General features: G+C 58.6%; 17 protein-coding genes. 7 read left to right on the forward strand and 10 right to left on the reverse strand.

What is annotated here, in order from left to right; all coding sequences use genetic code 11:
• Positions 1–234: 234 nt before the first annotated feature.
• Complete coding sequence (gene rmf, locus G8764_RS01595; protein WP_166161211.1) at positions 235–438, forward strand: ribosome modulation factor; 204 nt, start codon at positions 235–237, stop codon at positions 436–438.
• 226 nt (positions 439–664) lie between these two features.
• Here the strand turns inward: rmf and G8764_RS01600 are convergent, their stop codons facing one another.
• From G8764_RS01600 to G8764_RS01610, 3 genes are all read right to left on the reverse strand, one after another.
• Complete coding sequence (locus G8764_RS01600; protein ID WP_166161213.1) at positions 665–1,699, reverse strand: quinone-dependent dihydroorotate dehydrogenase; 1,035 nt, start codon at positions 1,697–1,699, stop codon at positions 665–667.
• A gap of 334 nt (positions 1,700–2,033) precedes the next feature.
• Entirely contained in the window at positions 2,034–2,255 is a 222-nt protein-coding gene (locus G8764_RS01605) for a DUF2835 domain-containing protein (RefSeq protein WP_166161215.1), read from the reverse strand.
• 42 nt (positions 2,256–2,297) lie between these two features.
• Positions 2,298–7,196 carry an NAD-glutamate dehydrogenase gene (locus G8764_RS01610; RefSeq protein ID WP_341806266.1) on the reverse strand — a complete coding sequence of 1,633 codons (4,899 nt, stop codon included), beginning with the start codon at positions 7,194–7,196 and terminating at the stop codon, positions 2,298–2,300.
• A gap of 289 nt (positions 7,197–7,485) precedes the next feature.
• Between G8764_RS01610 and G8764_RS01615 the strand changes: the two genes are divergently transcribed.
• The 6 genes from G8764_RS01615 (at position 7,486) to G8764_RS01640 (ending at position 14,691) form a co-directional block, all read left to right on the forward strand.
• Complete coding sequence (locus G8764_RS01615) at positions 7,486–8,445, forward strand: AAA family ATPase (protein WP_166161217.1); 960 nt, start codon at positions 7,486–7,488, stop codon at positions 8,443–8,445.
• A gap of 8 nt (positions 8,446–8,453) precedes the next feature.
• A complete protein-coding gene (locus G8764_RS01620) occupies positions 8,454–9,395 on the forward strand; it encodes a DUF58 domain-containing protein (protein ID WP_243748524.1) in 942 nt (313 codons plus the stop codon).
• Positions 9,383–9,916 carry a DUF4381 domain-containing protein gene (locus tag G8764_RS01625; protein WP_166161221.1) on the forward strand — a complete coding sequence of 178 codons (534 nt, stop codon included), beginning with the start codon at positions 9,383–9,385 and terminating at the stop codon, positions 9,914–9,916. The genes G8764_RS01620 and G8764_RS01625 overlap by 13 nt, the downstream gene beginning before the upstream one ends.
• On the forward strand, positions 9,910–10,974 hold the full coding sequence (locus tag G8764_RS01630; RefSeq protein WP_166161223.1) for a vWA domain-containing protein: 1,065 nt from the start codon (positions 9,910–9,912) through the stop codon (positions 10,972–10,974). Before G8764_RS01625 ends, G8764_RS01630 begins: the two co-directional genes overlap by 7 nt.
• Positions 10,967–12,901, forward strand: coding sequence for a VWA domain-containing protein (locus tag G8764_RS01635; protein WP_166161225.1), 1,935 nt, complete (start codon positions 10,967–10,969; stop codon positions 12,899–12,901). The genes G8764_RS01630 and G8764_RS01635 overlap by 8 nt, the downstream gene beginning before the upstream one ends.
• A 161-nt stretch (positions 12,902–13,062) precedes the next feature.
• Complete coding sequence (locus tag G8764_RS01640; RefSeq protein ID WP_166161227.1) at positions 13,063–14,691, forward strand: BatD family protein; 1,629 nt, start codon at positions 13,063–13,065, stop codon at positions 14,689–14,691.
• A gap of 209 nt (positions 14,692–14,900) precedes the next feature.
• Here G8764_RS01640 and G8764_RS01645 read toward each other — a convergent pair whose 3' ends face one another.
• The 7 genes from G8764_RS01645 to zipA all read right to left on the reverse strand — a co-directional run bounded on the left by G8764_RS01645 (position 14,901) and on the right by zipA (position 22,052).
• Positions 14,901–16,505: an AMP-binding protein gene (locus G8764_RS01645; RefSeq protein ID WP_166161229.1), complete on the reverse strand. Its 1,605-nt coding sequence runs from the start codon at positions 16,503–16,505 to the stop codon at positions 14,901–14,903.
• 211 nt (positions 16,506–16,716) lie between these two features.
• The gene (locus G8764_RS01650; protein ID WP_166161231.1) at positions 16,717–16,938 is read right to left on the reverse strand and encodes a hypothetical protein; all 222 of its coding nucleotides are present in this window, start codon (positions 16,936–16,938) and stop codon (positions 16,717–16,719) included.
• Between the two features lie 2 nt (positions 16,939–16,940).
• Positions 16,941–17,834, reverse strand: a complete 894-nt coding sequence (locus G8764_RS01655; protein WP_166161233.1) for an HAD family hydrolase — start codon at positions 17,832–17,834, stop codon at positions 16,941–16,943.
• On the reverse strand, positions 17,835–18,260 hold the full coding sequence (locus G8764_RS01660) for a hypothetical protein (RefSeq protein WP_166161234.1): 426 nt from the start codon (positions 18,258–18,260) through the stop codon (positions 17,835–17,837).
• A 68-nt stretch (positions 18,261–18,328) separates the two neighbouring features.
• Positions 18,329–18,946, reverse strand: a complete 618-nt coding sequence (locus G8764_RS01665) for a transglycosylase SLT domain-containing protein (protein ID WP_166161236.1) — start codon at positions 18,944–18,946, stop codon at positions 18,329–18,331.
• Positions 18,939–20,981 carry an NAD-dependent DNA ligase LigA gene (gene ligA / locus G8764_RS01670; RefSeq protein ID WP_166161238.1) on the reverse strand — a complete coding sequence of 681 codons (2,043 nt, stop codon included), beginning with the start codon at positions 20,979–20,981 and terminating at the stop codon, positions 18,939–18,941. The genes G8764_RS01665 and ligA overlap by 8 nt, the downstream gene beginning before the upstream one ends.
• A gap of 45 nt (positions 20,982–21,026) precedes the next feature.
• Positions 21,027–22,052: a cell division protein ZipA gene (gene zipA / locus G8764_RS01675; RefSeq protein ID WP_166161240.1), complete on the reverse strand. Its 1,026-nt coding sequence runs from the start codon at positions 22,050–22,052 to the stop codon at positions 21,027–21,029.
• Positions 22,053–22,278: the final 226 nt, after the last annotated feature.

The raw sequence follows: 22,278 nt of genomic DNA on the forward strand, positions 1-22,278 counted from the left end.
TTCTACCCCTGATATTTGGTGTACTAAGGATTCGCGAGTTAATCAGCAGCCCGCGAATCCTTCCACCAACAGGCTACAGGCGCGCTTTCTATTCATGACCTTGCTCTTCTTATTTCTCAATCCTCTCCACGAGCAAAAGCGTTCCTGTCTGCCCTTTCAATTCTATACCAAGTCAATGTCTAACTTGACTGTTCTTACCTTAATCAACTCTTACCCCAAGAGGTACGCTATCTGATGAAAACGCAAAAACGTAATCAATCCGACCGTGCATACACAAAAGGCTATCAAGCGGGAATCGAAGGGCGGTCGCGCAGTCTTTGCCCACATGAAACTGGTAACACTCGACAAAACTGGCTCACCGGATGGAGAGAAGGTCGTACCGACCACTGGGACGGATATAACCGGGCAGCCCAGGCGCAAAAACTAAGCAATTTCTGAACAGCAGTATTATACATTGGAGACACGTATCAGGGGTGCATCAGGGCACCCCTGATAGAACAACCCACTAATTACTATCTACTGACACCTGCCAGCTTTCCACTATCTACCAGCACCCGCCACCGGATTCACTTGGCTCTACCAACGAACCCCTGGCCAGGTAAATATCACGCCTGTAACCACAACCCCAATCACAACCACTTCTATTATTGCCGGCACTATCAGGCTAACTGCCGTTTATGGCCCCTCTTTCGCTAATCGCCTCGGCGCAATCGGCAATCAGGCCCGGACCGCGATAGATAAAACCGCTGTACAGCTGCACCAGACTGGCACCGGCGGCAATTTTTTCTGCCGCGTCCTGACCGGTGAGGATACCACCGACGCCGATGATGGGCAGCTTGCCCTGCAACTCGACGGCCAGCTGCCTGATGACCTCCGTTGACGCATCCCTGACTGGAGCGCCACTGAGGCCACCCGCTTCTGCCGCCAGGGGCGAATCGGCAACCGCCTCCCGGGAAATGGTGGTATTGGTGGCAATTACCCCATCCAGACCGCTGTCGAGCAGAACTTCCGCTACCTGGGCAATGGCTATAGCGTCCATATCCGGTGCAATTTTCACCGCCACCGGTACGTAGTGACCGTGCTGCTGATGCAACTCCTGCTGGGTTTGCTTAATGCTGTCGAGCAGGTGTTTGAGACTATCGCCAAACTGCAGATCCCGTAAACCGGGGGTGTTGGGCGAGGATATATTCACCGTGATGTAATCGGCATAGGGGTAGACCGCGGCCATACACTGCTGGTAATCAGCGGCCGCAGCGGCCACCGGGGTATCAAAATTCTTGCCGATATTAATGCCCAGGATGCCGTCGTAACGACGCCGCTGCACCCGTTCAACCAAGTGTTGCACGCCTTTATTGTTGAAGCCCATGCGGTTGATAATGGCCTGGTGCTCGGGCAGGCGAAACATCCTCGGCTTGGGGTTGCCCGGCTGCGGGCGCGGGGTTATGGTGCCTATTTCCACAAAACCAAACCCCAGTTGACCGAGGGCATTGAAGTAATCGCCGTTCTTATCCAGCCCCGCCGCCAGCCCGACCGGATTGGGAAACGTAATACCCATCACCTCTTTCGGGTTGGGGGCTATCTCGCTGCACAGGGGGCGCACCAGGCCCAGCCGACCACCGGCCCCCAGCAGGTCCAGGGTCAGTTCGTGGGAGACTTCAGCATCCAGGCAAAACAGGGCGCGACGAGCAAAATCGTACATGTAGTTACATACCTTCAGGGGGAAATGAGACAGTGGCGGAATTTTCGAGCTGCAAGAATACTGGAAACGTCCCCGGGAGTGAACCGCCGGCACCAAAACCGCTGGCAACCGGGCAATACTCACACTCCGGTGTTTTTTGCCTCGACCTGCTTTCTACCCAACCTGCTAGCTAGGAGCCTGTCGGACTTAGGGTTGCCCTGCTGCGAAAAAGCCGAGTTTGGCCATTTTTTAACCATTTTCTCGTTAAATAGAACCACTATTCGCCTCAAAAATGGTTAAAAACTGACTCAAATCGGACTTTCTCTCGCTACGGGCACCTAAGTCCGACAGACTCCTAGTCCAGCCGCTCAATGGTTTGAAAGCGCCCTTCATCGGAGAAGTGAATCAGGAAGCGGCCGCGAATACCCTCGAGACTGACAAATCGGCGCAGGATATTGGCGGGAAACTGGATACGACGCCCGTCCACCGAGCGACAGGAAACAACCCTGGCAGTACCAGCGTACATACGCTGGTACTCTTCGGCGTCAATCACCAGGTTAACGACAACTGCAGGCATTCCCTGGGCCTCACCCCCACAACAATTACAATTGAGCCTCTCTCAACCAGCGAGTTCCATGGCCACACTGCTGTCCTCCACTTTGCTGCTGTGCTGACTGGCTTGCACCAGGTCCAGCAATTCCCGCAGCGCCACTGAGAACATGGCGTAATCAGTACCCGGTGCCGCATGCAGTTCATTCATCATTGCTTTCCAGCGATCGATCAGCAGAGCCTGCGTCTCCATCCAGGTTTGAATTGTCGCATCCAGATCGCCGCCGTCGGCCATCTTGATAATAGCGGTAGACAGGGTTCGCATCTGCGATTCCAGGTCGTCCAGATAGGTCTCCCGGGCCATGGCCTGCCAGTAATTTTCCACCTTGACATCATAAATCTGGTTGGCAAACCAGGGCAGGCCGAGGATATTGCCCAGGTTGAAGTACACCTTCGCGACCAGGATCGGCTCGGCGTTGGTCAAGCGCGATGCTTCAATAATATTCACCGGAGTATACAAATAAGTGGGCAAAGCCGACAGCGCCGCCAATTTTTCCGGCACCCCCTGTTCCGTCAAGCGGGTGCACTCCTGCTGCCAGATCTGCTGCTGTTCACCGACAATAGCTTCGGGCAAGCGCTCTAAAAACGCCTGTACTGGCTCGGCGAAGGCCGCTACTTCCTGCTCCGCCGAGAGGTAGCCGCGGCGATTGCGTAAAAACCAGCGCGTGGCCCGGCGCATGCGGCGTTTCATATTGCCCAGCATTGCCATTTGCACGTCGGAATCCACCTTGAAGTCCAACTTTTCCACAGCGTCGAAAAAGTCGTGAATGCGGTACACGTCCCGCGCCACCACGTAGGCCTTGGCCACATCGATGGCACTGGACCCGGTTGACTCCATCATCCGGTGGGTAAAATTGATACCCATATGATTGACCATATCATTGGCCACCTGGGTCGCAACGATTTCCTTGCGCAGGCGGTGGCTGTAGATTTGCTCGCGGTATTTCTTGCGCAATTGCACCGGAAATGCCGACTCCACCTCCCGCACCACGTAGCTCTCACCGGTCAATTGCTCATCCGCCAGCAGCTCTTTTAACTCCACCTTGGCGTAGGAGATAAGCACCGACAGCTCCGGTCGGGTCAGGGCTTTGCCCATCTGCTGACGTTCGATGATTTGCTCGTCTTTGGGGATAAACTCCAACCCTCGATTGAGGCGCTTGGACGCCACCATCTGGTTAATAAAACGGCGGTATTCGCCGACCCGGCTGGCGGCCTCAAATTCACTCAGGGAAATGGCCTGGGTTTGCTTGTAATTGTTGTACAACACCAGCTCCGCCACCGTGTCGGTCATCTTTTCCAGCAGGCTGTTGCGCTGTTTTTGGGTTAAATCGCCATTGCGCACTACCCCGTCGAGAAGAATTTTTATGTTTACCTCGTGGTCGGAGCAGTCCACCCCCGCGGCGTTATCAATAAAGTCGGTGTTACAGGCGCCCTGCTGCAGGCAGTATTCGACCCGCCCCAACTGGGTCATGCCCAGATTGCCCCCCTCACCAAAGACCTTGCAGCGCAATTCGTTGCCGTTGACCCGCAAGCCGTCATTGGCCTTGTCGCCAACATCGCTGTGCGCCTCCTTGCTACTCTTGACGTAAGTGCCAATCCCCCCGTTCCAGATTAAATCCACCGGCGCCTTCAACAGCGCACAAATCAGCTCATTGGGCGTCAACTTGTCGGCTGAAATATCAAAGCGCTGTTGCATCTGGTGGTTGATCGGAATGGATTTCGCCGCCCGGGAAAACACCTCTCCCCCCTCGGACAGCAGGGTTTTATCGTAATCCCCCCAGTTGAGCCCGGCCGTATTGAACAAGCGTTGGCGCTCGACAAAACTGCGCGCGGCATCGGGGTTGGGGTCGATAAAGATATGCTGGTGGTTAAAGGCCGCGGTCAGGCAGATGTGCTCCGACATCAACATACCGTTGCCAAACACATCGCCGGCCATATCGCCGATACCGATGACAGTAAAGTCCTCCCGCTGGACATTGATGCCCCGCTCCTTGAAGTGACGCTGTACCGACACCCAGGCGCCGCGGGCGGTTATGCCCATACCCTTGTGGTCGTACCCCTGGCTGCCACCCGACGCAAAGGCATCCCCCAACCAGTGGTTATACTCTGCCGATATCGCGTTGGCGATATCGGAGAAGGTGGCAGTGCCCTTGTCGGCTGCAACCACCAAATAGGGGTCGTCGCCGTCCATACGGATGACATTGGCCGGCGCCAGCACATCGCCGTCGACGATATTATCGGTGATATCCAGCAGACCCCGGATAAAGGTCTGGTAGCAGGCGATACCCTCCTTCATAAAGGCCTCGCGACCGCCACTGCTGGGCAGCTGTTTCGCCACAAAGCCGCCCTTGGCACCACTGGGTACAATCACCGCGTTCTTGACCTGCTGGGCTTTTACCAGCCCCAGCACTTCGGTGCGGTAATCCTGCAGCCGGTCAGACCAGCGCAACCCGCCCCGAGCCACCGGGCCGCCGCGCAGGTGCACCCCCTCCACGCGGGGTGAATAGACAAAAATCTCATACAGTGGCCGTGGCTCCGGAATTTCGGCGATGGACTGGGGGCTGAACTTGAACGAGAGGTAATTTTTCGGTTTGCCATCGGCACTGGTTTGGAAAAAATTGGTGCGCAAGGTGCCCTGGATAAAATCGATATAGCGGCGGATGATTCGATCTTCATTGAGGTTATCCACACTATCGAGACTTTCGATCAACTTGCTTTTCAGACGTTGTACGCGCTCGGAGTTCTTGTCGCCGGCCTGGTTGACCCGGGGGTCGAAGGTCGACTTGAACAGGGCCACCAGGTTGCGAGTGATGTCCAGGTGATTGGCCAGGGTATTGGCGATATAGCTATCGCTAAAGTTGAACATGGTTTGTTTCATGTAGCTGGCGTAGGCGCGCAGCAGCACCACTTCGCGCCAGTTAATGCGGGCCCCCAGCACCAGTCGATTGAAGGCATCATTATCAGACTGGCGCCGCCAGATCGCCGCAAAAGCGTCCTGGAAATTGTTGCGCGCCTTGTGCGCGTCGATTTCGATATTCAGGTCGATACGCAAATCGAAATCATGCATCCAGTAACAGCTGCCGTCCTTGCCCTTGATTTTGTAGGGGTGCTCACCCACCACCCGCAAGCCGAGGTTTTCCAGCACCGGTATGACCGCCGACAGCTCCAGTTGCAAGGCTTGGTGAAACACCTTGAAGCGCATGCTGTTTTTTTCCGCACCCATGGGCTGGTAAAAGCTCATAGCGAGGGAGTTTTCCTCGCTCAGCCCGGCAATACTGGCCAGGTCCTGCACCGCCGAGCGGGCCTCGTAATTCTCCTTGTAGCCAGACGAGAAGCCGTGTTCGTACTGGGCATAAAGCTTGGCGGCTTTTTCTTCCCCATAGGTTTCACACAGGGCGGCGTAAAACTGGTCCTCCCAGGAGCGGGTAATGTCGACCACCTGCTTCTCCAACCGCTTTACGTCGATTTCCCCCACCGTTTCCGGCTTGACCCGAAAAACGATGTGCGTCCGCGCCAGCACCGATTCGGAAAAATAAGTCGTGAATTCGTGCTCCTCGGCATCAATGGCCTTGCCGATCAGGTTTTGGATCGCTATCCGAATCTGGGTACTGAATTCATCGCGGGGCACATAGACAATGCAGCTGACAAACTTGCCGTAGGGGTCACGCCGCATAAACAAGCGGACCATGTGCCGCTCTTTGATCCGGGCGACTCCGGTAATAATTTCAAACAGCTCATCTTCACTGCTTTGCAATAGCTCATCCCGGGGAAACGTCTCCAGGATTTGTTTCAGTGCCTTGCCGTCGTGGGACATGGCGGGTAAACCGGAGCGCTGCAGCACATACTCGACCTTGCGCCGGATATAGGGGATCTTCGTGGGTGACAAGGTATACACCGGGGAGGTATAGAGCCCGATAAAGCGACTTTCACCCTTGACCTTGCCCTGCTGGTCATAGACCTTGACGACAACGTAATCCGAGTAGGCGTGACGATGCACCCGAGAGCGCACCGAAGATTTCGAAAAGGACAACGCCTGGTCGCTACTGTGGAACTTGGCCATGCCCTCGTTGAAGGCACTTTCCTTGACTCGCTCCGGCTTGCTGCCGTGCATGCGAAACAGGCCCAGGCGAGAATCGGTCTTCTCTACCAGGGCGCGCTCGCCCTTTGCTTCCTCGAACTGGTATTCAACATGACCGAGAAAGGTAAAGTGCCCATTTGCCAGCCAGGCCAAAAATTCGTCCGCCTCCTGCACATCGTTGACGGTCTTTTGGTCGACCAGCGCAAGGCTATCCCTGGCCGCTTGTACTTTGGCCAGCACCGGCCTGTAGTCATTGACCACTGTTTCCACGTCGCGCAACACCGAGCGCAACGAATCCGACAATTCCAGCATCAACTCGGCGTCGGTATGCAGGTTGATTTCCAGGTATACCAGGGCTTCCTGGTGGCCGCCCGCCGGCTTGTCTGCTGCACTGGGCAACACTTCCTGCAAATTGCCTTTACCATCGCGGACCACACTGACAACCGTGCTCTTGACCGCGTGCAAGCTGATATCGCGCCGGTTAATTTCGATGCGCAGGGAGTCCACCAGGAACGGCATATCCCGTTGCAGTACCGCCACCACTGTGTGGCCGCTGAGCCAGCCGTGCTCCTCCAGGCTGGGATTAAAAACCCGGACCTTGGGTTTGACGCCGTCGAACTGCTGGATAAAATTCCACCAACTGAAGACATTGCCGAAGATATCGCTCAGCGCCTTGCCCTCCAGCTCCGCTATATCGCTCTGGCTGAAGTAGACCTGGGCAAAATCGACCACCTGACGGGCCTGGGACCCGCTCAGGCGCTCATTGATAATTTCGGCCAGCTGGCCCATAAACGCTTCTTTATTATCAACCGCCACCACATTAACAGCCACAGTCTATCCCTCTTCTTATTGGTATCGTTTTATTGGTATGGTTTTATTGGTATCACTGTATCGGAATTGTTTCTATCGCTAACCCCATGCCCATTGCCTATAGCATAGCGCAAGTCAGGGTAAAGTATATGGAACCTGTGCCTTCGTTAATGGTCTACTCTGGCAGACTTTCAGCAGACGCTTGCTAACTGCCCAACAAGCAGTAAAATCCCAAACCAATTCAATTAGTTACGATTTGGTTTTAAACCTGCCGTAAACCTTCTAATCTCTGGAGCAGACTATCGACATCATGAGCAGCCCATCTTCACTAGATTCTCTCAAGACCTGGTTACACTCCCAGATAGTCGGGCAAACCCATCTCGTTGATCGCCTGCTGATTGCCCTGCTCGCCGACGGCCACTTGCTGGTTGAAGGTGCCCCCGGGCTGGCCAAGACCAAGGCCATCAAGAAGCTGTCCGACGGCATCGAGGGCGATTTCCACCGCATTCAATTTACCCCGGATCTGCTGCCCTCGGACGTCACCGGCACCGACATCTATCGCCCCGAAAACGGCACCTTCGAATTCCAGGCCGGGCCGATCTTCCACAACCTGGTACTGGCCGATGAAATCAACCGCGCCCCGGCCAAGGTCCAGTCGGCCTTGTTGGAAGCCATGGCGGAACGGCAGATCAGTGTCGGTCGCGCCACCTACCCCCTGCCGGAGCTGTTCCTGGTTATGGCCACCCAGAACCCCATCGAGCAGGAGGGCACCTACCCCCTGCCCGAAGCGCAACTTGACCGCTTTCTGATGCACGTCAGCGTTCATTACCCCAACGCCGAAGCCGAGCGGGAAATCCTCAAGCTCGTGCGCGATGAAGCCGCGGCGGTCACTGCCACCCAGCCCGAAAAGCTCAGTCAGCAGGACTTGTTCAATATGCGCAAGCAGGTGCTGAGCCTGCATATGGCCCCGGCCGTGGAGGACTATATCGTCAACCTTACCATAGCCAGCCGCCAACCCGGTAAATACAGCGACAACCTGGCCAAATGGATTGAGTACGGCGTCAGCCCCCGCGGCACCATAGCGCTCGACCGCTGCAGTCGCGCCCACGCGTGGTTGGCCGGCCGGGATTTTGTCAGCCCCGACGACGTCCAAGCGGTACTGCCCGACGTCTATCGGCACCGCCTGATCTTGAGTTTCGAGGCCGAGGCCAGCGGCGTGCGCAACGACGATATCATCGCCGAGTTGATCGCTCGAGTACCCGTCGCCTGATGCTATCGATGCATGATTTCAAGCAACCGGTGCAGGGTGCCTACTGCCAGCTCGAGGATTTATTGAGCTTGCGCTTCGCTGCGCGCGAATTGCAACTGACGCCACGGCAGCAGAGCCGCTCGCTGCTCAGCGGCGGCTTTCGCACCCGCTTTCGCGGCCGTGGCATGGAGTTTGAGGAGGTCAGGCACTACCAGGCCGGTGACGATATTCGCAGCATTGACTGGCGGGTTACCGCGCGCACCAGCGTCCCCCACACCAAACTGTTTCGCGAGGAGCGAGAGCGCCCGGTCATCCTTATGCTGGACCAGCGCAACCCGATGTTCTTCGGCAGCAAGCACTGCTTTAAGGCAGCGCTGGCCGCCCACACAGCGGCACTGATGGGCTGGGCCGCGCTGGCCAACAACGACCGGGTCGGAGCCCTGATTTTCAACGACACACAGGAAAAAGACATTCGCCCCAAGCGCAGCCGCCACACCCTGTTGGCGATCCTGAAAACCATCCAGGAATTCAACACCAGCTTGCAGTCGCCGGTCCCCGACCCGGCAGCGGTATCCCTGTCCCAGCGGCTGCGCGACTTGCGCCGCATCGCCAAACCCGGCAGCGCCATTATTATCAGCAGCGACTTTCACGATATCGACCAGGCCTGCGACGAGCAGCTCTATCAACTGTCCCGCCACGGTGACGTCTCACTGCTGCATATCTGCGATGTGCTGGAAAGCCACTTGCCCGCCAATATGCAACTGACCGTCAGCGACGGCCAGCAGCGCCGGGTGCTGGATACTCGCAGCCGCTCGCTGCGCGCCCACTACCAGCAGCAATTTGACAATCAGTTTGCCCACCTGCAGAGCCTGGCCCGGCAATTGGCAGTGCCGCTGTTGACCATTCGCACCGACCAGCCGCCACTGGCGCGACTGCTGCCAACCTTCGGGAAGCAAGTATGCCGCCGTTAACCGCCAACCCCACCGCAACTGACCCGCTGGCCGACCTGCGCGACATCCAGCTGCCGGCGGACGTTGCCTGGTGGCCACCCGCACCTGGCTGGTGGTTACTGGGGCTATTAATCCTGCTGGCGCTGCTGGCCAGCGGCTGGTATTGCCGACGCCGCTACCGCCAGTCGCGCTATCGACGAGCGGCACTGGCAGAACTGAAGCAACTGCTTGCTGAAACCGATAACGATGCACACAGCCTGCTGGCAATCAACCGGTTGCTAAAGCGCACCGCGCTGGTAGCCTACCCGGCGGCCACTGTAGCCAGCCTCCACGGCCAGTGCTGGGCCGATTTCCTGCAGGCCTCGCTGCCCAATGTGCCAGCACCGGCCAACCTGGCCACGCTGCTGGGCGAGCAGCTTTACGACGTCACCCCGGTGGCGCCGGAGGACATCCAGCAGTTGGTTATTTTTGCCCGCAAATGGCTGGCCAAACACCGTCCGGTGGAGAGTGTCCAGTACCCCCGGGAGATGTCACCATGCTGACGCTGCAGTGGCCCTGGATGTTTGTTTTACTGCCACTCCCGTGGCTGGTCTTTCGCTTCTGGCCCGCGGCCAGGCAGGAAGACGCGGCCCTGCTGGTGCCCTTCTACCGGCAACTGCCCGGCGCCGAAGTCGCAGAAAAGACCGGCACCTTAAAGAAGTTCGGCACCCTGGCCGTGCTGGTGCTGATGTGGCTGGCACTGCTCTGTGCCGCAGCCCGCCCGATATGGCTCGGCGAACCGGTATCGCTGCCCGCCAGCGGCCGCGACTTGCTGCTGGCCGTGGATATATCCGGCAGTATGGAAACCGCCGATATGCAATGGCGGGGCGAACAGTTTGACCGCATCACCATCGTCAAGGCGGTGGTCGGTGATTTTGTCGAGCGCCGCAGCAGCGATCGCCTCGGCCTGATTCTGTTTGGTACCCGCGCCTATTTACAGGCGCCCCTCACCTTCGACCGCAGCACAGTGAAACAACTGCTGCTGGAGGCGCAACTGGGCTTCGCCGGCGAGAAAACCGCCATTGGCGACGCCATCGGCCTGGCAGTCAAACGACTGCGCCAGCGGCCACTGGAGAGCCGGGTGCTGATTTTGTTGACCGACGGTGCCAACACCGCCGGCCAAATCACCCCTTTAAAGGCGGCAGAATTGGCGGCCCAGGCCAAAATCAGGGTTTACACCATTGGGGTCGGCGCCGATGAAATGACGGTGCCCGGACTGTTTGGCGGCTTTGGCGCGCGCCGCATCAACCCCTCCGCAGACCTGGATGAAACCACCCTCAGCAGCATCGCCGAACAAACCGGGGGCCGTTATTTCCGCGCCCGCGATCCCGCCGACCTGCAGGCGATCTACGCAGAGCTGGACAAGCTCGAACCCATCGAGCAGGAGGCCGAGGTCTTTCGCCCTACCCGCGCCCTGTTCTACTGGCCCCTCGGGGTGTGCCTGGCGCTGGCCGGGCTGCTACTGCTGCAGCGCATTCTCACTGACCTGTTACTCAGGCTGCGCGCCCTGCGGGTACCGGCGGGCGACGCCACAATTGACGGGGTAAAACCGGATGCCTGACGTAATAGCCCCGGGCTGGCTGGCACAGTTCAGTGATTTCCACTGGCAGCGGCCACTGTGGCTGGTACTGGTGCCACTGGCGTTGCTGGCAGGCTGGTACTTGCTGCGCAGCCACTCCCGGCAGAATAACTGGCGCTCTCTTATCGACGCCCAACTGCTGCCGCACCTGCTGCAAGGCAAAATGAGCAAGCAGCAAAGACTGCCTTTTGTGGCGCTGAGCCTGGCCTTGCTGATCGCCGCCCTGGCCATGGCCGGACCCAGCTGGGAAAAACTGCCACAGCCGGTATTTAAAACGGACAGTGCGCTGGTGATCCTGCTGGATTTGTCACCCTCGATGCTGGCGCAAGACGTCCAGCCCTCGCGCCTGGTAAGGGCTCGATTGAAACTGATCGATCTGCTGCAACAGCGCCAGGAGGGCTTGAGTGCACTGGTGGTTTACGCCGGCGAAGCCCATACCGTCACCCCGCTTACCGATGACACGGAAACCATCATCAGCTTGTTGCCCTCCCTCTCACCGGGCATTATGCCCCTGCGCGGCAGTAATACCGAGATGGCCCTCGAGCAGGCGCTGACGCTGTTCCGCGACAGCGGCCACTTGCAGGGTGATATCCTGCTGGTCACTGACGGGGTAGAGCCCGCCGCAGCCCGCTATTTGCTGGACAATCTGCCGTCCGGCTTTCGCCTGTCCATTCTCGGGGTGGGCACCGAGGCGGGGGCACCCATTCCAATCAGCAGCGGCGGCTTTGCCAAGGACAACAACGGCGCAATCGTGCTGGCAAAACTCAATGTCGAGCAGTTGCGCAACCTCGCCAGTCGCGCCGGCGGCGTCTATCGCAACCTGAGTCACACCGACAGCGACGTTGCAGCGGTACTGCAACTCCCGGCTCTGGGCAGTGACAACACCCGCCAATTGGAGCGGGACTTCGATACCTGGATCGATCGCGGCGCCTGGCTCTGCCTGCTGCTGCTGCCCTTTATGGGCATGGCGTTTCGCAAAGGCTGGCTGCTGCTGGTGCCCCTGCTGCTGGTGTTACCGGAGCCGAGCCAGGCGTTTGGCTGGGACGACCTCTGGTACACCCGGGATCAACAGGGCCAGCGCTTGCTGCAACAGGACCAGCCCGAGCAGGCCGCCGGCCTGTTTCAACGGGAGGACTGGAAAGGTGCTGCAGCCTATCGCGCCGGTGATTATGCCGCCGCGGCAGACGCATTTGCGGCGCTGGACAGCGCCAGTGCCCATTACAACCGCGGCAATGCCCTGGCGCGAGCCGGCAAGCTGGAGGATGCGCTAAAGGCCTACGATCAGGCGCTGGCGCAACAGCCCGATTTCGAAGACGCCCGCGCCAATCGAGAGCTGGTAGAATCCCTGCTGCAACAGCAACAGCAACAAGACGGCGACCAGGGCGATCAACAACAGGACGACCAGCAGCAAGACAGCCAACAGCCGGGCGACCAGCAACAGGATGGCCAACAACAGGATGGCCAACAGCAGGATGGCCAACAGCAGGATAGCCAGGGACAGGGGCAGCAGGAACCCGGCGCACAGGACAGATCCGGCGAGTCTACGCCCGACACTGACCCTGAGCAAAACACCTCCGAACCCGACACATCACCAGGAAACAGCGATGAGAAAGCTGAAGATCAAGAGACAGATACAGCGGCGCAACAAGAACCAGAATCGGATGGCACTGCGCAAGCAGAGTCCGAAGCGGGCGCAAATGACCAGGAGCAAGCCCAGGCGGCTGCTGCGCAGGCAAACGATCTTAGCGAGGAGGAACAGCAGGCGATGGAGCAATGGTTACGTAAAATCAACGACGACCCCAGCGGACTGATGCGCAAGAAATTTGAACACCAGTATCGACAGCGCGTCAAACAATACCAGCAAGGAAGCTGGCAGCCACCGGAAAATGGCGCCAACGGCCGTTGGTAGGCCTGCCCCGCTTTCTATCGACCAGGAATAGCCCCCGCATGACAATGACCGCCCAATATACCTTGCTCCGGTACCCATATACCCGCTTCCGGCGCTGGTTACTTCTGAGCGCTGCTTTGTTGCTCACTGTCACTCTGTCCGCGCCAACCCTGGCGGGGCAATTGAGCGCCAGCGCAGACCGCACCCGGATCAGCCTGGAGGAAACCCTGAACCTGGTGGTGCGCTACGACGAGCAGGTCATCTTCGGCGAGCCGGATTTTAGCCAGCTCAAACAGCAATTTGAGATACTTGCCAATCGCCGTGCCAACCAGTACCGCAGCGTCAACGGCAAAGCCGAATCCTGGACCCAATGGACCCTGACCCTGGCCCCCAAACAGGCGGGCAGCTTGCAGATACCGGCGTTTGAATTTGAAGGCGCCCGCAGCAAGCCCCTGACCATCGAGGTGCAGCCGGCGGCAGCGGCCACGGCCCCGGGGTCAGACCAACCGGTGTTTCTGGAGACCGAGCTGAGCAAGAGCAGCGTCTATGTGCAAGAGCAATTGTTACTGACCTACCGACTCTATACTTCGGTGGACCTGAGCGGTCTCAACAGCGAGGAGTTGAGTATCGACAATGCCCTGGTCAAACAGGTGGCCGAAAACCAGTACCAGCGCACTATCGATGGCAAGCGCTACGGAGTCGTCGAAGTCAGCTACGCCATATTCCCGCAACAAAGCGGCAACCTGGTACTGCCGCCAACCCTGTGGAATGTCACTCTGCAGAGTCGCCAGGGCTTTGACTACGACCCCTTTTTCAACCGCGGCGGCAAGCGACTGCGCTTAAAAACGGAAGAGAAATTTATCAATGTCCTGCCCAAACCCGACGCCTACAGCGGCAGCCACTGGTTGCCCGCCACTGATATTACGCTCTCCCAAAGCTGGAGCCGCGACCCGAAGGAATTCAAGGTCGGCGAGCCAATCACCCGCAAGGTGGTGATCAATGCCAGGGGTTTGATGGCCTCGCAGATTCCCGCCCTGGAGCCGTCCAGTAGCGCCGATATCAAATACTATCCCGACCTGCCCCAGTCCGAGGAATCGGTTTCCAGCGACGGGGTCACCAGTGTGATCACCGAGAGTTACGCCATTGTCCCCGCTCGCGCCGGCCAGTTGACCTTGCCCGCCATTCAACTGGACTGGTGGGACACAGAGCAAAAGCAGCAACGACAAGCCGTATTGCCGGCGCAAACCATCAACGTCCGCGGTGGCGTCGAGGCAGCCACTACTGGAGCAGCAACTCCGGCACGGCAACCGGTCGAGGCCCGGCCTGATAGCGCCCCAACCAGCGTCGCCACCACTGCCACAAGCAGCCCGACGCTGGCCTCGCTGTGGTTCTACCTGACACTGTTGCTGGCCGCCACCACCCTGCTGTTCGCCCTGCTCTGGCTGCGCGCCCGGGCCACACCGCGGCCGCAGGAAGCGCCCGGGAGCCCCACCGTCGGGGTATCGGAAAAAGTCGCCTTTCGACGCTTGCAGCAAAGCCTTAACGGCAATGACAACCGGCAGATTCGGGCGGCGCTGCTGGACTGGGCTCGCGCCCGCTTTAGCCCGGCAGCCATCCATTCACTGACGGACCTGGCCGAGCGGGTTCCCGAGTTGCAAGAGGCTATCGCGCAATTGGAAAGCAGTTTGTACGCCGCCGGCGAGGCGCAGTTTGACCGCCGCGCCATGCTCGACCAGCTGCAGCAGTGGCGGCGCCAGGCGCCAGCCGCGGCCAACCCGGCCGCGGCGGCACTGCCCCCGCTCTATTCTTGAATGACCACCTGATAACTCAAGTTTCGGAGTTCATTCCACCGCGCCGGGCGGAGCAGTCCCTTCCAGGACACGCTGCAAGTACGTCCCTGTAAGCTCGGCGTCGGCATCCATGCCTCCGACGGTCCCGGAAGGGACTGCACCGCTAGCGAATTGGCTTACGAACTCCGAAACTTGAGTAATAAGAGGTGCTGCGCCAGATAACCGGGTGCTTAGCGCAGTTCCTTGCGCAATACCTTGCCGACGTTGGACTTGGGCAATGCGTCGATAAATTCGATTCGGTGAGGGATTTTATAGCCGGTCAGGTTTTCCCGACAAAAGGCCATCAACTCTTCCTTGCTCAGGGAGGGATCGTCTTTGACCACGAATAACTTGACCGCCTCGCCGGTTTTGTCGCTGGGCACGCCAATGGCCGCCGCCTCCAACACCTTCGGATGTTTGCCGACTTCGTTTTCGATTTCATTGGGGTACACGTTAAAGCCGGACACGATAATCATGTCCTTTTTACGGTCGACGATTTTTATATAATTGTCGGCGCTGAGTTCAGCGATATCCCCGGTTTTGAACCAGCCGTCGGCAGTGAGCACCTCGGCAGTCGCTTGCGGCTGCTGCCAGTAGCCCTTCATCACCTGCGGACCGCGCACCCACAATTCACCGGCCCCGCCCGCCGCCACCTCATTGCCAGCGTCATCCATCAAGCGAACCTCGGTATCCGCCACCGGCACTCCTACGGTTCCTAAGCGCACCCCATTGAGCGGGTTAAAGGCCAGCACCGGCGAAGTCTCGGTCAGGCCGTAACCCTCCACCACGGCACAGCCAGTGGTGCGCTGCCAGAGCTCGGCCACGTCGCTGGTCAAGGCCATGCCACCTGATGTGGTCAGCTTCAAGGCGCTGAAATCCAGCGCTTTAAAGCTGTCGTTGTGACAGAGGCCGTTAAAGAGCGTATTGAGCCCGGCAAAACCGGTAAAAGGAAACGGCTTTATCGCCTTGACCAAACTGTCGAGATCCCTGGGATTGGGTATCAGGATACTGTGATTGCCGCTCGCCACCAGCAACATACCGTGAATCATAAAGGCGTAGATATGGTAGAGCGGCAGAGGTGCGACAAATATCTCGACCCCCTCCTGGATTCTGTCACCAATACTGTCACTGACTTGCCGCAAGTTGGACACCAGGTTGTGGTGGGTCAGCATGGCACCTTTGGCGACCCCGGTGGTACCGCCGGTGTATTGCAGTACCGCCACGTCTTCTGCTTTACTCTGTACATCCTGGCAGGGGTTGTTATTGCCAAGCCGGAGGCAATCGCGAAAGGAAACCTGGCGGGGAAACGAAAACTCGGGCACCATTTTTTTCACATGGCGCAGGGTAAAATTGATCAGTTGCCGTTTTGGAAAGCCATGCAGATCCCCCATTTCCGTGACGATAACCTGTTCCACTGAGGTGTTGGCAATAATATCCGCCGCTGGTTTGGCCAGGTTTGCCATCACTACCAGCACCCTGGCGCCAGAGTCGCGCAACTGGTGCTCCACTTCGCGACCGGTGTACATGGGGTTGGTGTTGACCAGTATCATTCCCGCCCGCAACACCCCGAACATCACCACCGGATACTGCAGAATATTGGCCAGCTGCACGGCCACCCGGTCGCCTGGTTGCAGATCCGTGTGATGCTGCAGATAACTGGCAAACTGCTGGCTATAGCGATCCACCTCGGCGAAACTCAGTGTCTGCCCCAGGCAGGTAAATGCCGCATTGCCCGGATAGCACCGAAAGGCGGCACGAAAAACGTCCGGTACAGTCTGCAACTGCTGCTTATCCATGGTCTCGACTCCGAATTCTCGTGTTTTTATTATGTCAGTGTTTTGCCTGTCCAGCTATGACTGTGCCTGTCCAGCTATGACTGCAGTTCGTACTATCCGGTTAGTATTATCCAGTTAGCACCTGCCTTTCAGTGCTACCGGAATAATTGTAGCCGATGAATACATTCCGCTTTACTCGCGCCCCGTCAACTTCGATTGCCAGCGCCCCGCGTTAGCGCCGCCGGCACAGCCGCTGAACGAACTTGAATAACCCCACCACCAGGGCCGCCGCAGCGATCAGTACCACCACCATCAACAGGCAGATCACCAGATACTGCAATGCCGCCGCAATCGGCAATTTCCAACCCCAGATAGCGAGCGCGACAAACGCCAGGCAGGCTAACAATGCTGTTGTCATCACCGAGCGCATACCCCGGCGTTTATTAAAAATCATTCCTACTTCACCTGTTGCGCCGCTTTTCCCGGCATTGTTTCCAGTACTTTTTCCAATACGACGGCTACACCATCGTCCCACACCGGCAAGGTTTCCAGCGCTGCCACTGCTTTTACCTCGTCGCTGGCGTTGCCCATGGCGACGCCCACCCCGGCCAGAGTGAGAAAGGTCATGTCCGATTGGGCGTCGCCAAAGGCAATAACCTGCTCGGCAGTCACCGAGTGGTAGTCGAGCAGATGGCTGAAACCCTTGCGCTTGCAGGCCTGGCTGCAAATCACACTGGCGAACAGCCAGTCCGGCTGCGAGGCCATGCGCGCATAGGCAAACACCGCCTCGGGAAAATCCCGCTCCAGCCGATACAGCTTCTCCTGCGCCTGCAGGTTATCCACCGCGAACAACAGTTTGACAACCGGCTCCCGGCCCACGATCTGCTCAAAGGGGCGCACCGTGGGCGCCACCCGCAGATGTTCACTGTGCGACTGTCCCAACCGCCCCATATGCTCTATATAGAAGTGGGATTCGGTGCACACCTCGATATACAGATCCAGGCTCTGCGCCGCGTCCAGCAGTCTGGCCACCAGTTCATCACTGAGGGCGTGCAGCGCCAGTCGCTGCTCCGCCCGGGGGTCATACAGCAAAGCTCCGGTGTAAAACAGGCCGGCGTCGACTAAACCCAGCTGGCGAATCAGGAAGTCGGCGGCAAATTTGGGTCGCCCCGACGCCACCGCTGTTTTGATACCCTGTTGCCGCGCCGCGGCGATGGCCCGCTTGACCCGCTCGCTGTACCTGCCATCGCGACCCAGCAGGGTACCGTCGATATCAAAGAACGCGAGGCGAATATCCCGTGCCAGCAATTGCGCTGCCGCTGCTGAAGTTACATGTGTCGTCAAGGGCATTTACAACCTCAAGGCGCCATCGTGGCTCCACTCACAGCGCACCTGCAGGTCGCCGCTGCCCGGCTGGTGAAAGCTGCCGCTGGATTCCCAGCTAAACGTGTGGTGGCCGGAGAGCTCGGTTTCCAGGTGCACCACCGCAGAATGCCAGTACATCTGGTTGAGTAGCTGCTCAAACTTTTCGATCCACTGCTCCCACTCGTACTCCACCGCCTTGTACGACGCACCGAAGTGCATGACGTCGGTTTGATAGTGATTCTGGTTGACCTGCAGGGGCGGGATAGCAAACATTTCCTGGCACAGGAACGGCCAGTCGTCGGCACTTGGCAAGGTCAGCATGGCCTCGCGATTGCGGCGTCGGCGCAGGGACTCGTGACCGGGCAGGGCCGAGTCCTTGATACAGCCGTAAACAATTGATTCCTGGTCCATAAACTCCCCTCGATATTTTTTCAGGCGCGCCCCGCCAACCACTGTTTTTTTTTGCGCAACCCGGGCGGCTACCAGAACGGCCACCAGTCCGAGCGCTGCAAGCGTTTCTCACAACCTTGTAACTGGTGCGTGTAGCTCGCCGAGCGGTCGGCCACCTTGCGCGCCACCTTCTGCAGCCAGGGCTTGCGCCGGTAGCTGCCCCGGGCATATCCGCCGTGGCCCTCGTGATAGGCGAGGTACAGGCGATAGGCATCATTTTTGGCGATCTTATTGCGGCGATGACTGGTGTGGTTGTACCAACCGATAAAGTCGATGGCATCGCCAAAGTCATCCCGGTCCGCGCCCCAGCCCCCCGCTTCCCGCTTATACCATTCCCAGGTTTCCTTTTTGGCCTGGGAATAACCGTAGGCGTTGCTCAGCCGCGGCCCGGGAATCACCCACAGAATCTTGCGCCGGGGCGGTTTGGCCTTGGCCTGAAAACGGGACTCCTGGTACATAAACGCCAGCATCACCGGCACCGGTACGCCCCAGCGATCCTGGGATTTACGCGCGTCCTTGTACCAGCCTTTTTTCTCGTCGAAGATGTGGCAGGCATTGGTCAAGCGCTGCGGCGGTGAACTGATGCACCCCGTCAGCATCAGCAACAGTAAACAGACCCCGCCCAGGCGCCAACGGCGCTCACTCATCGAGGGCTCCCAGCTGGCGCAATTGCTCGATCAGCTCGACTTCGGTCATGGTAGCGATGCCCAGTTCCTGGGCCTTGAGGAACTTGGAGTTGGTCTCCGCTCCGCCGCCCACCACCACGCAGTCGGTTTTGGTCGATACCGAGCCCGCCACCTTGGCCCCCAGTTCCTGCAACAAGCGGGTTGCATCGCTGCGCTTCAACTCGCCAAATGCGCCGGTGACCACATAGGTTTTACCCGCCAGGGGCAGTTCCGCCGCCGCCACTTCGACGTCTGGCCAGTGTATGCCCGCCGCCTGCAAACTGCGGATCAGCTCGAGGCTGTGGGGCTGGTGAAAAAACTCTGCCACGTAATGGGCCACCACCGGTCCGACATCCGCCACCTGTTGCAACGCCTCTTCATCGGCCACAATAATCGCCTCGAGATTGCCGAAATGATTGGCCAGGGCCCGGGCAGTGGCCTCCCCCACCTCGCGAATACCCAGGGCAAACAGAAAGCGGGCCAGCGTGGTTTGCTTGCTCGCCTCCAGGGCAGCAATCAGGTTTTCCGCCGACTTCTGCCCCATGCGCTCCATGGCGGCCAGTTGCGACGTTTGCAGCGAGAACAAATCGGCCACTGAGTGAATTAACCCCTGGTCCACCAATTGCTCAACCAGTTTGTCACCCAGGCCGTCGATATCCATAGCCTTGCGCGAGGAAAAGTGCTTGATCGCCTCCTTGCGCTGGGCCTCGCACACCAGCCCGCCGGTGCAGCGGTAAACCGCTTCCCCAGGGGTATTCTCCACCGGCGAGCCACACACCGGGCAGCTGCTGGGAAAAACCACCGCTTGCGCCGATGGCGGCCGCCGCCCCTTGACCACGGACACCACCTGGGGAATGACATCGCCGGCGCGCCGAATAATCACCGTGTCGCCGATCATGACTCCCAGCCGCTCAATTTCATCGCGGTTGTGCAAAGTTGCATTGGACACTGTCACCCCGCCGACAAACACCGGCTGCAAGCGAGCAACCGGGGTAACCGCACCGGTGCGGCCCACCTGGAACTCCACATCGAGCAGGGTTGTCAGCTCTTCCTGGGCGGGGAATTTATAGGCTATGGCCCAGCGCGGCGCCCGTGAAACAAACCCCAACTCGGCTTGCAACCTGCGACTGTTGACCTTGATCACCACACCGTCAATGTCATAGGCCAGACTGTCGCGTTTTTCACCGAGGCGCCGGCAGTAGTCGATGCAATCGTCAATATTGGCCGCCACCTGCACTTCGGGGCTGATTAAAAAGCCCAGCCGGTGCAGGGTATCAAGCACTTCGCTGTGCCGGTCCGGCAGTTCCCGGCCCTCGACCCGGCCAACACTGTAGGCACACATCTGCAATTTGCGGCTGGCGGTGATGCGCGCATCCAACTGGCGCAGACTGCCCGCCGCCGCATTGCGCGGATTGACAAAGGTCTTCTGGCCAGCCTCCCGCGCGCGCTCGTTCAACTCGTTAAAGCTCTGCTTGGGCATATAGATTTCGCCCCGCACTTCCAGCAGTTCGGGAAAATCCGTACCGATCAGGCGCAGCGGTATAGAGGCAATGGTGCGGACATTCTGGGTAATATCTTCGCCGGTGGTGCCGTCGCCGCGCGTCGCGCCGCGCTCGAGGATACCATCGCGGTAGAGCAAGCTGACCGCGATACCGTCCAGCTTGGGGTCACAGGCGTACTCGATATCGGCGTCGGCCAGTTTCAGGCGATCGCGAATTCGGCGGTTAAAATCCAGCAGCTGCTGCTGTTCGAACGCGTTATCCAGCGACAGCATGGCGACCTCATGGGTCACCTGGGCAAACGCACTCAGGGGCGCCTCGCCGATACGCTGGCTGGGTGAGTCGCTGCTGATCAATTCCGGGTGGGCCGCTTCCAGCTCTTGCAATGCCTTGAACAGCCGATCGTACTCGGCGTCCGGAATGGTCGGATCGTCGAGCACATAGTAGCGGTAGTTGTGGTAGTTGAGTTGTTGTTTGAGTTTCTCGAGATTTTCCTGCACCGAGACGCTAATAGTCATTATGTAAAAATTTCCACCATTCAACCAGGTCGGGATTGTTCAAAATCAATGGGCCGCCAGCTGGCGCTTGCGCTCATACTCCAGAATTCGCTGGCGACAATGTTCCAGCGTCTGGTTGGTCATTGCACTGCGCGTCTCATCCTTCAGCTCGCCGCCGAGCCGCTCGGCAATGGCGGCGGCGGTCACCGCCATGGTGTTAAAGGCTTTTATGCTGTTGGCAGACATGGGCAAGGTCATAAACAGGCTGACCCCGGGCGTTTCAAATTCAGCCATATGCTGCAGATCGAAAGTGCCCGGCACCACCATGTTGACCATACTGAACATCAGCGGGCCGTCGCCGTTTTCCTCGGTGTAGCGATGGAATATCTTCATATCGCCGTAGCGCATGCCACACTCGAGGATAACTTCCAGCAAGGCCTCCCCGGGAAAGGGCCCGTCGGCACCAGCCATCACATTGATCACCAGCACCTCATCGGGCTCGGCTTCTTCTTCCGTTTCCGCCCCGGAACCGGAATCAATAACATCGTCCTCGTCGAGCTGGATCCGGTCCGCGTCCTTGGGCTCGGCAAACAATGGGTCGAAATGGTCATCGTCGATGTAATCCGCCCCATCCTCTTCAAACTCTTGCGGCTCTGACTCGGTGTTGTTATCCGACTCGTCGTCAGCCACCGCTTCATCCGCGGAGAAGGTGGGCTCTACCCGCGCTTTGCTGCGCGCCTTGGTCGACTCACCGGCTACCGATTCCATCAGTACCGGTACCTCTTCATCCAGGTTCAGCGTCACTTGCTGCGGAATCCGCCGCATGCCCACCGTGGTGCGCTTTTTACGGTAACTCTCTTTCATGCTTTGCGTGACCGCCCGGGCATCCTCTTCCCCGCGCTTGCTCACTACCCGGGCACCGCCGTTGGGCAGCTCACTGCCAAAGGTATCCAGCTCGCCTTTTTCAAGCCCTTTGTTGACGCTGCGCGACATTTTTATAGACTGCCGGCGGGACTGGCGCATACGCCGCCAACCGTCCAACAGCACGCCGATGATCAAAAAAACTATAATGACTGTGAGCCATTCACGCATGGCAAACTCCATTTCTACTAAACCCTTGCCGTGGACATCTGCACGATGCCGTCAATTTTCAATGCGCCCGGGGAGCGACCGATGCCGCTCGCGTCCCAACCGCTCATTCTTCTAAACTGATTCTTTAATACTGGTTCTTTAATACTAGCCGGTACCGACAATGTCCCGCTGGCGCCGGAGTGAAACCGATACAAGCTCCTAAGATAACTTCTGCGCGCTAATGTTC

The organism is Pseudomaricurvus alcaniphilus (genome assembly GCF_011440395.1).
GTDB lineage: Bacteria > Pseudomonadota > Gammaproteobacteria > Pseudomonadales > Cellvibrionaceae > Pseudomaricurvus > Pseudomaricurvus alcaniphilus.